This is a genomic window from Flavobacterium sp. (assembly GCF_044373165.1).
GTDB lineage: Bacteria > Bacteroidota > Bacteroidia > Flavobacteriales > Flavobacteriaceae > Flavobacterium.
The window spans coordinates 1-8514 of sequence record NZ_JBILQL010000093.1; the positions used below are offsets into that span (position 1 = coordinate 1).

Annotated in this window: 8 protein-coding genes and 2 pseudogenes; 7 read left to right on the plus strand and 3 right to left on the minus strand. The window is 38.2% G+C overall.

Annotation, left to right across the window (positions count from 1 at the left end):
* Nucleotides 1-1146: pseudogene (locus ACIQ32_RS10455) on the minus strand (hypothetical protein); the annotation flags it as partial.
* Between the two features lie 159 nt (nt 1147-1305).
* Here ACIQ32_RS10455 and folE point away from each other — a divergent pair.
* From folE to lgt, 4 genes are all read left to right on the plus strand, one after another.
* On the plus strand, nt 1306-1977 hold the full coding sequence (gene folE / locus ACIQ32_RS10460) for a GTP cyclohydrolase I FolE (protein ID WP_396195636.1): 672 nt from the start codon (nt 1306-1308) through the stop codon (nt 1975-1977).
* Nucleotides 1978-2076: 99 nt separating this feature from the next.
* On the plus strand, nt 2077-3558 hold the full coding sequence (gene cysS / locus ACIQ32_RS10465; RefSeq protein WP_396195637.1) for a cysteine--tRNA ligase: 1482 nt from the start codon (nt 2077-2079) through the stop codon (nt 3556-3558).
* 4 nt (nt 3559-3562) lie between these two features.
* Entirely contained in the window at nt 3563-3805 is a 243-nt protein-coding gene (gene yidD, locus ACIQ32_RS10470; RefSeq protein ID WP_396195638.1) for a membrane protein insertion efficiency factor YidD, read from the plus strand.
* Nucleotides 3806-3879: 74 nt separating this feature from the next.
* Nucleotides 3880-4794: a prolipoprotein diacylglyceryl transferase gene (gene lgt / locus ACIQ32_RS10475; RefSeq protein ID WP_396195639.1), complete on the plus strand. Its 915-nt coding sequence runs from the start codon at nt 3880-3882 to the stop codon at nt 4792-4794.
* 32 nt (nt 4795-4826) lie between these two features.
* On the opposite strand, the gene ACIQ32_RS10480 is transcribed toward lgt, so the two are convergent.
* Both ACIQ32_RS10480 and ACIQ32_RS10485 read right to left on the minus strand, forming a co-directional pair.
* The gene (locus ACIQ32_RS10480; protein ID WP_396195640.1) at nt 4827-5873 is read right to left on the minus strand and encodes an RluA family pseudouridine synthase; all 1047 of its coding nucleotides are present in this window, start codon (nt 5871-5873) and stop codon (nt 4827-4829) included.
* Nucleotides 5866-6483: a PASTA domain-containing protein gene (locus tag ACIQ32_RS10485; RefSeq protein WP_396195641.1), complete on the minus strand. Its 618-nt coding sequence runs from the start codon at nt 6481-6483 to the stop codon at nt 5866-5868. Before ACIQ32_RS10485 ends, ACIQ32_RS10480 begins: the two co-directional genes overlap by 8 nt.
* Nucleotides 6484-6588: 105 nt before the next feature.
* Between ACIQ32_RS10485 and ACIQ32_RS10490 the strand changes: the two genes are divergently transcribed.
* From ACIQ32_RS10490 to ACIQ32_RS10500, 3 genes and pseudogenes are all read left to right on the plus strand, one after another.
* Nucleotides 6589-7563, plus strand: coding sequence for a D-alanine--D-alanine ligase (locus ACIQ32_RS10490; protein ID WP_396195642.1), 975 nt, complete (start codon nt 6589-6591; stop codon nt 7561-7563).
* 69 nt (nt 7564-7632) lie between these two features.
* On the plus strand, nt 7633-8100 hold the full coding sequence (coaD, locus tag ACIQ32_RS10495; RefSeq protein ID WP_396195643.1) for a pantetheine-phosphate adenylyltransferase: 468 nt from the start codon (nt 7633-7635) through the stop codon (nt 8098-8100).
* Nucleotides 8101-8514, plus strand: a pseudogene (locus tag ACIQ32_RS10500) (hypothetical protein); the annotation flags it as partial.

The following is an 8514-nucleotide window of genomic DNA, read 5'->3' on the forward strand; positions in this document are numbered from 1 at the left end:
TCCTAATATAAGCGGTGTTTGCGGGGTAAAATTGAAAACTGCTGTTCCACTTCCCAAACTGCTCTCACACAACGCTAAGGTTGGTGGTGGATTTGGTGTGGCGGTACAAGTGATAAAAGAAATATCAAAAGGAAACGCGAACCTACATCCTCCGGCACTTGAATTCTCCAGACCTAAAAAAATGGTTGAAGCAGTTCCGGGAGCATAAGAACCATAATTTGACACAGGAATAGAATTGTCAAAATTCAAAGCACCTATTTCTGTTGTATGGAATGACAAATCAAAATCACCTGCACTTAATCCGGTTCCATTAAAAATATTGGCCACAGCAAGATTCAAATCAAAAGCCGGTATATTGGAACACTGAGATAAATCAACCGGTGGGTTAATTGGCGGAGGCGCACTAAGTGAAACCGTTGCTGATGCAGTTGCATTAGCCACACAACCGGGTTTATTAACTACAACTGTGTATGTTCCGGGTTGTGTTACTGTTATAGATTGTACGTTTCCGGGAATTGGCCCGTTTGGACCTGTCCAAGCGTAAGTGGTGGCCAAAGGAATTGTAGCGGTTAAAGTAGTCTGACTTCCTTGACAGATTACTTGATTATCTAATGACAAAGGACAAACAATATTACAATCAGTTGCTCCTGCACCGGCTTGTCCGGCATTGGTTTGGGTTACCGTAATATTACCGGCTTGACCACTGTAATTGGTTAATAAAACTACATAAACCTGCCCAACTTGAGCATTAGTCAAAGTAAAATTTTCTATAGCTGCAGCAGAAAAACTACAACTTATACTGGATGCAGGGTTTAAATTAGTGGCTCCACAAACCGGACCTGCGAATGGTCCCCAAAGAATGTAATCCACATCAATTGGATTACCTGCATTACTTGTCTGAGAGATTTGAAAATTAATAGTTCCGGATACACCAATCTGCATGTAGAACCAGGCTGGATTAGGCTGAGAAGCTAAACACTCATAATTAATACCGGCTTCTGTTGTTGTTCCTGTTGAGTTTTGGAACGTTAAAGAAGGACCGCCGGCACAAAAAGCATCAGATGAAGCACAGTTAGCACCTTGCGAAAAAACCAAATTTATGGTAAATAGGTTAATTAAAAGTAAATAGCAGTAGATTTTTTTCATTACTAGTGACAATTTTTAAGGGAGGAAATTTACATATTTTTGGGAGATAATTGGCTAAAAAGTCAAATAATTTCAAATATTAACACTATTAGACTTCTTTTAATTATAATTATTTATCTTTGCGTTACGATTTTTAAACCCAAATTAATAGCGAATTTAATGACAAAAAACGCCGTAAATAATGATGAATTAGGTGAAAACCACATAGCTACGAGTGCTCAAAATCCGGTAAGAAAAGATGCTTTTGTTTTAAGCGATGATCAAAAAATTGAATCTATCAAAAAAGATGTTGAAAATATTTTGACAACACTTGGAATGGATTTGACTGACGACAGCTTAAAAGGGACACCTAATAGAGTGGCCAAAATGTTTGTAAAAGAGATTTTCGGTGGATTGAACCCTAATAAAAAACCAAGTTCCTCTACCTTTAAAAACAACTATAAGTACGGTGAAATGTTAGTGGAAAAAAACATTACAGTCTACTCTACTTGCGAACACCATTTATTGCCAATTGTTGGAAGAGCTCATGTGGCTTACATTTCTAACGGAACCGTAGTGGGTTTGTCAAAAATGAACAGAATCGTTGATTACTTTGCCAAAAGACCACAAGTACAGGAACGCTTAACCATGCAAATTGTGCAAGAATTACAAAGGGTTTTAAATACCGAAGATGTGGCTTGTGTTATGGATGCCAAACATTTGTGTGTAAACTCCAGAGGCATTCGAGACATTGAAAGCAGTACTGTAACCGCTGAGTTTGGCGGTAAATTCAAAGAGGAACTTACCAGACGTGAATTTTTAGATTACATCAGATTGGAAACCAATTTTTAATAGCCCGGATTGCAGTGAAAATCCTTTTACTTTACCGCAGTGACAACGCAGGTAATTTAAAAGATTGTAACGTAAAGCCGGAAATAGCTCCTAACAAAAATGCAATTATATAAAAATCATACCTTAAAAATATACAACTCTCTTTCTGGAGAGAAAGAATTATTTAAACCCGTTCACGAAGGCAATGTTGGGATGTATGTCTGCGGACCTACAGTTTACAGTAATGTTCATTTGGGTAATGTTAGAACCTTTATGTCGTTTGATATGATATTTAGGTATTTACTTCACTTAGGCTATAAGGTTCGGTATGTTCGAAATATTACTGACGTTGGTCATATTGTAGATGATGTAGACGACGGAGAAGATAAAATCGCAAAAAAAGCGCGAGTGGAGCAATTAGAACCTATGGAGATTGTTCAGCGTTATACCGTTGATTTTCATGATGTACTGAACCAATTCAACTTTTTACCGCCTAGCATCGAGCCTACAGCTACCGGGCATATCATTGAACAGATTGAGATTGTAAAACAAATCATCGACAGAGGTTTTGCATACGAATCTAACGGTTCTGTGTATTTTGATGTGGTGAAGTTTAATGAAACCAATCACTACGGAAAATTGAGCGGTAGGAATATTGATGAAATGTTGGCCAACACACGTGATACTGACGGTCAAACTGACAAAAGAAACCCACAAGATTTTGCGCTATGGAAAAAAGCGGAACCGGAACATATCATGCGTTGGCCTTCGCCTTGGGGCATTGGTTTCCCGGGTTGGCATTTGGAATGTACTGCCATGAGTACCAAATATCTCGGTGAAACTTTCGATATACACGGTGGCGGAATGGATTTAAAATTCCCGCATCACGAATGTGAAATTGCCCAAAATGAAGCTTGTACCGGTCACAGTCCGGTGAACTTTTGGATGCATGCCAACATGTTGACACTAAACGGCAAAAAGATGTCGAAGTCCACCGGGAATAATATTTTACCAAGTGAAATTTACCATGGCGGTAGTCCTTTTTTAAGTAAGGCCTTCACGCCTAACGTGGCGCGCTTCTTTATGATGCAAGCCCATTACCGAAGTATATTAGACTTTACCAATGACGGAATACTAGCCGCAGAAAAAGGCTTCACACGATTAATGGACGGATTGGAATTGATTAAAGATTTGAAACCAAGTGCTAATTCAACCATTGATATTGCGACTTGGCAACAAAATTGTTATGAGGCCATGAACGACGATTTCAATACGCCGATTTTAATTGCGAATTTGTTTGAAGGCATTAAATATGTGAATTTAGTAAACGACGGAAAAGAATCTTTGACCGCAAATGGCATCGCTATGTTGAACCATACACTTAGAAACTTTACTTTCGACGTTTTAGGTATTAAAGATGAAAAAGCGGTGTCTAATCAAACCGACAAATTAGAAGGAGTTGTTGAAATGTTGATTAACATGCGATTAGAAGCTCGTGCCAATAAAAACTTTGCTCTTTCGGATCAAATTCGAGACCAATTGTTAGCCTTAGGCATACAGTTGAAAGACGGTAAAGAAGGAACTACCTTTAGCATACAGTAAAATGATGTGGAGAAAGATATTCATAGCGCCATTATTATTATTAATTTGGTTCTACAAAATTGTACTTTCCCCACTCTTTCCTGCAAGTTGCCGTTTTCAACCCACTTGTTCTACCTATTTTGTTGAAGCCCTGAAAATTCACGGTTTATTTTACGGAAGTTATTTGGGTTTCAAAAGAATATTCAGTTGTCATCCGTGGGGAAAAAGTGGCTATGATCCGGTACCCGAAAAAAAGTGTACTCACTAAAGAACAGTTAATTTTTTTTCAGTTAGAAACATTTCATTACTTTTACCATTAACTAAACCCCAAAAAGAACAATCATGATTTGGAATCCTTCAGAAGGTATTGACATTGGTTTTTTCATCATACGTTACTATAGTTTAATGTTTGTTGTCGCCTTTGGTTTGGGTTGGTACATCATGAAACGCATTTATGAAAGAGAAAACGAGTCGCTTGAAAAACTGGATACATTGTTTATTTGGACTGTAATTGCCACATTATTAGGAGCGCGATTGGGTCAGGTTTTTTTCTACGATTGGGAATATTTCCGAAACAATCCAACAGAAATTTTATTGCCTTTTAAATTCAAACCCGAATTTGAATTTACCGGCTTCAGAGGATTGGCCAGTCACGGTGCAGCGATTGCTATCATCATAGCCATGTATTTTTACAGCAAAAATGTAATCAAAAGACCTATACTTTGGGTGTTGGATCGAGTGGTAATTCCGGTGGCCAGCGGGGCTATTTTCGTGAGAATCGGTAACTTTTTCAATTCTGAAATTGTGGGTAATGTAACCGATTCGGCTTTCGGAATCAAGTTTATTCGTGACTATTATTCTGCCAAAGACGTAATGAACATTACCAAACTTTCCAATGTAAACGACGCTTATCACGCCATTGCAACAGATCCTCAATATACCGAAATTTTGGCTAAAGTTCCTGCAAAACATCCGGCACAGTTATACGAAGCCTTTTTATACATCTTTGTTTTCTTTACCTTGTTTTACTTGTATTGGAAAACCAGAACTGCCGAGAAGCAAGGCTTACTTTTTGGTTATTTCTTGGTAATGCTTTGGTCGGTTCGCTTTGTGGTAGAATACGTTAAAGAAAGCCAAGGTGGTATTGAAGAAAGCTTTGGTCTTTTAAGCACCGGACAATGGTTGAGTATTCCGTTTATACTTGTCGGCATCTATTATATCTTTATGGCCGAAAAGCCCATTGAAGATGATTTATAAAACAAAAAAGTCCTGATTGCTCAGGACTTTTTTTATGCTTCTTCGTCATTGACCTCCACATGAGATTTGGAGTAATTGCGCCATTTCTCTATACATTCTTTCATATCCTCAGGCAACTCGGTATCAAAACGCATATACTCTTTGGTTACCGGATGTTCAAAGCCAAGTGTTTTGGCATGCAAGGCCTGACGCGGTAGGGTTTTAAAACAATTGTCTATAAATTGTTTGTATTTGGTAAAGGTTGTGCCTTTCAATATCAAATCACCTCCGTAACGCGCATCGTTGAATAAGGTATGACCAATGTATTTCATGTGTACACGAATTTGATGGGTTCTTCCGGTTTCCAATTTACAAGCCACTAAAGTTACATAACCAAAACGCTCTAAAACCTTGTAATGCGTAACGGCGTGTTTTCCAATATCGCCTTCAGGATATACGGCCATTTGCATTCGGTCTTTCATATGACGGGCAATGTTGCCTTCAATCGTGCCTTCCTCCTCTTTAACATTTCCCCAAACCAAGGCGATGTATTCTCTTTCGGTACTTTTGTCTTCAAATTGTTTGGCCAAATGGGTCATCGCAGCTTCCGTTTTGGCAATGACCAACAAACCTGAAGTATTTTTGTCAATACGATGCACTAATCCGGGTCTTTCACTAGAATTTAATGGCAAGTTATCAAAATGAAAAGCCAAAGCGTTGACCAGGGTTCCGGTGTAGTTTCCGTGACCGGGATGCACTACCAATCCGGGCGGTTTGTTGATAACCAATAAGGCATTGTCCTCGTAAACAATATTCAGAGGAATATCCTCCGGGATAATGTGGTTTTCAAAAGGCGGATGCTCGAGCATTACCCTAACTACATCAAAAGGTTTGACCCTGTAATTGGATTTCACCGGTACATCATTCACCCAAATATTGCCTTTTTCGGCAGCTTGTTGTATTTTGTTCCGGGTAGCATTTTCAATCAACTGCATCAAAAATTTATCGACACGCAACAATCCTTGTCCTTTGGGAGACACGAAGCGATGGTGTTCGAATAATTCTTCTTCTAATTCGAAAGTATCGTTGGTATTACTCATCTAAAGGCATTATATCAGTAGAATCTACGGCAGTTGAATCTATAGTCGTATCGTCAAAAACCACTTTTCCATCACCCAAAACCAAGTCGATTTTAGAAGACTTCAACACTTTGTCACCGGCTTTCAATTTCTTTCCGTTCATACGGACTTCCAAAACCATATCTTTACCTAAATAAGGTTTGTAAGTGATATTGCCTTCTTTTAAACCAACCGCTTCTAAAGTCGGAACCGCTTGACGATAGGTTTTTTCAATCAAATCGGGAACGGCTACCATCGTATATTTAGCGGCATTGATTTTTAAATAAATTTTTCTGCCTTCTTTAACTTTGGCGCCGGCTTTGGGTTCTTGTTCCACTATAGTCAACTTTGGGTATTCCGGTCGGAAATCCACCGTATCCAAAATAATATAATCTAAATCTATCGCTTCGAGTTTTTCTTCGGCTTGTTCAGCAGAAAGTTTGCTCAAATCCGGAACAGTAATTTCTTGTCCGTGATTAGTAGTGAAGGTAATCCAATGAAAAAACAAATAGGCTATAACAGCAAAAATGGCCATCGCGGCTAATACTTGGGCAAAAAAGACCTTACTGGTCAAATATTGGCGTAAACTCATAAAAAAATTTATTTAAGCAAAGATATAAAAAACATAAAGGTAAATGGTTTCGAAAAAAATGATAATTTTGTTACTACTTTAATACCAACCTAACTCCAACTACTAATGAAAAAAGTAGCCATTATCATGGGCGGATATTCCAGCGAATATCAAATTTCACTGAAAAGCGGCAATGTGGTTTATCAATTTTTAGACCAAACTAAATACCAAGGATATCGCATCCATATTTTAAAAGAAAAATGGGTTTACGTAGATGCTAACGACAACGAATTTCCCATTGACCGAAATGACTTTTCTACTACCGTAAACGGAGAAAAAATCAATTTTGATGTAGTGTTCAATGCCATTCACGGTACGCCCGGCGAAGATGGTTTGATGCAAGCTTACTTTGAATTACTGGGCATTCCACAAAGTTCTTGTGATTATTACCAAGCGGCACTTACCTTCAACAAACGTGACTTACTATCGGTTTTAAAACCTTATGGCATTAAAACTGCCACTTCTTATTATTTAAATCAAGGCGACGAAATTAATGAAGAAGCCATTCTTAAAACTGTAGGTTTACCTTGCTTTGTAAAGCCCAATAAATCGGGTTCGAGTTTCGGAATTTCCAAAGTCAAAACCAAAGACGAATTGGCTTACGCCATTGTCAATGCCTATAAAGAAGATAACGAAATCATCATTGAAAGTTTCCTTGACGGTACCGAAGTCTCTGTAGGCGTTATCAATTACCAAGGAAAAATTACCGTTTTACCCATAACCGAAATTGTAACCGAAAACGACTTCTTTGATTATGAAGCCAAATATTTAGGCAAATCACAAGAAATTACACCGGCCAGAATTTCACCGGAAATGACCGCCAAAGTATCAGCTGTAGCGAAAAAAGCTTATGAAGTTTTAAAAATGAGCGGATTCTCCCGAAGTGAGTTCATCATAGTCAACGGCGAACCACACATGCTGGAAATGAACACTATTCCGGGCTTAACCACCGAAAGTTTGATACCGCAACAAGCCAAAGAAGCCGGTATTTCTTTGACGGATTTGTTTACAAACGCATTGGAATTGGCTTTAAATAAATAAAAGTTTCAAGTTTCAAGTTGCACAACATTAATCTTAAACTTGAAACTTGAAAATCTCAACCACTTAATTATGAAAAGAAAAGCAGTATTCCCCGGTTCATTTGATCCCATCACTTTGGGACATTATGATATTATCAAAAGAGGTATCTCTCTTTTCGATGAAGTAGTGGTGGCCATTGGTATCAATGCCGATAAAAAGTATATGTTCTCTTTAGAAGAACGCAAAAAATTTATTGAGGAAGCATTCAAAAATGAACCTAGAGTAAGCGTAATTACCTATGAAGGTTTGACTATTGATTTGTGCCGGAAATTAGGAGCCGATTTTATCCTGCGCGGTTTGAGAAATCCGGCGGATTTTGAATTTGAAAAAGCCATTGCTCACACCAACAGAAAACTTTCCCAAATAGAAACTGTCTTTTTGTTGACCGCTTCCAAAACTTCTTATATTTCCTCGAGTATTGTACGCGATGTCATCAGAAATGGTGGAGATTACACCGTTTTGGTTCCGGATAGTGTGGTGGTTAAAAAAGAAAAGTAAATGAAACTACTCTGGCTTCTCCTCTTTTTTACAGTAACCTTAACGGCGCAAAAAAAAGCAACTTATCCAACCTTTTTTGAAAAAGGCAACGGCAATCAATCGGCTGATTATGCGGAAGTATTGCGTTTTTACAATAATCTTGACGCTGATTTTGAAACAATCAAAGTACAAGCTTTTGGCCTAACCGACAGCGGCGAACCTTTACAAGTGGTTATTTTTGATGCCGATAAAAAATTCAACTACCAAACCAAACCCGAAAAAATCTTCCTGCTCATCAATAACGGCATTCATGCCGGCGAACCTGATGGTATAGATGCCACCATGCAACTGTTTCGTGATTTAGCCTTAAAACGAATTGCGATACCGCAAAATGTAGTAATCATAGCAATACCGGTTTATAATATTGGTGGTTTA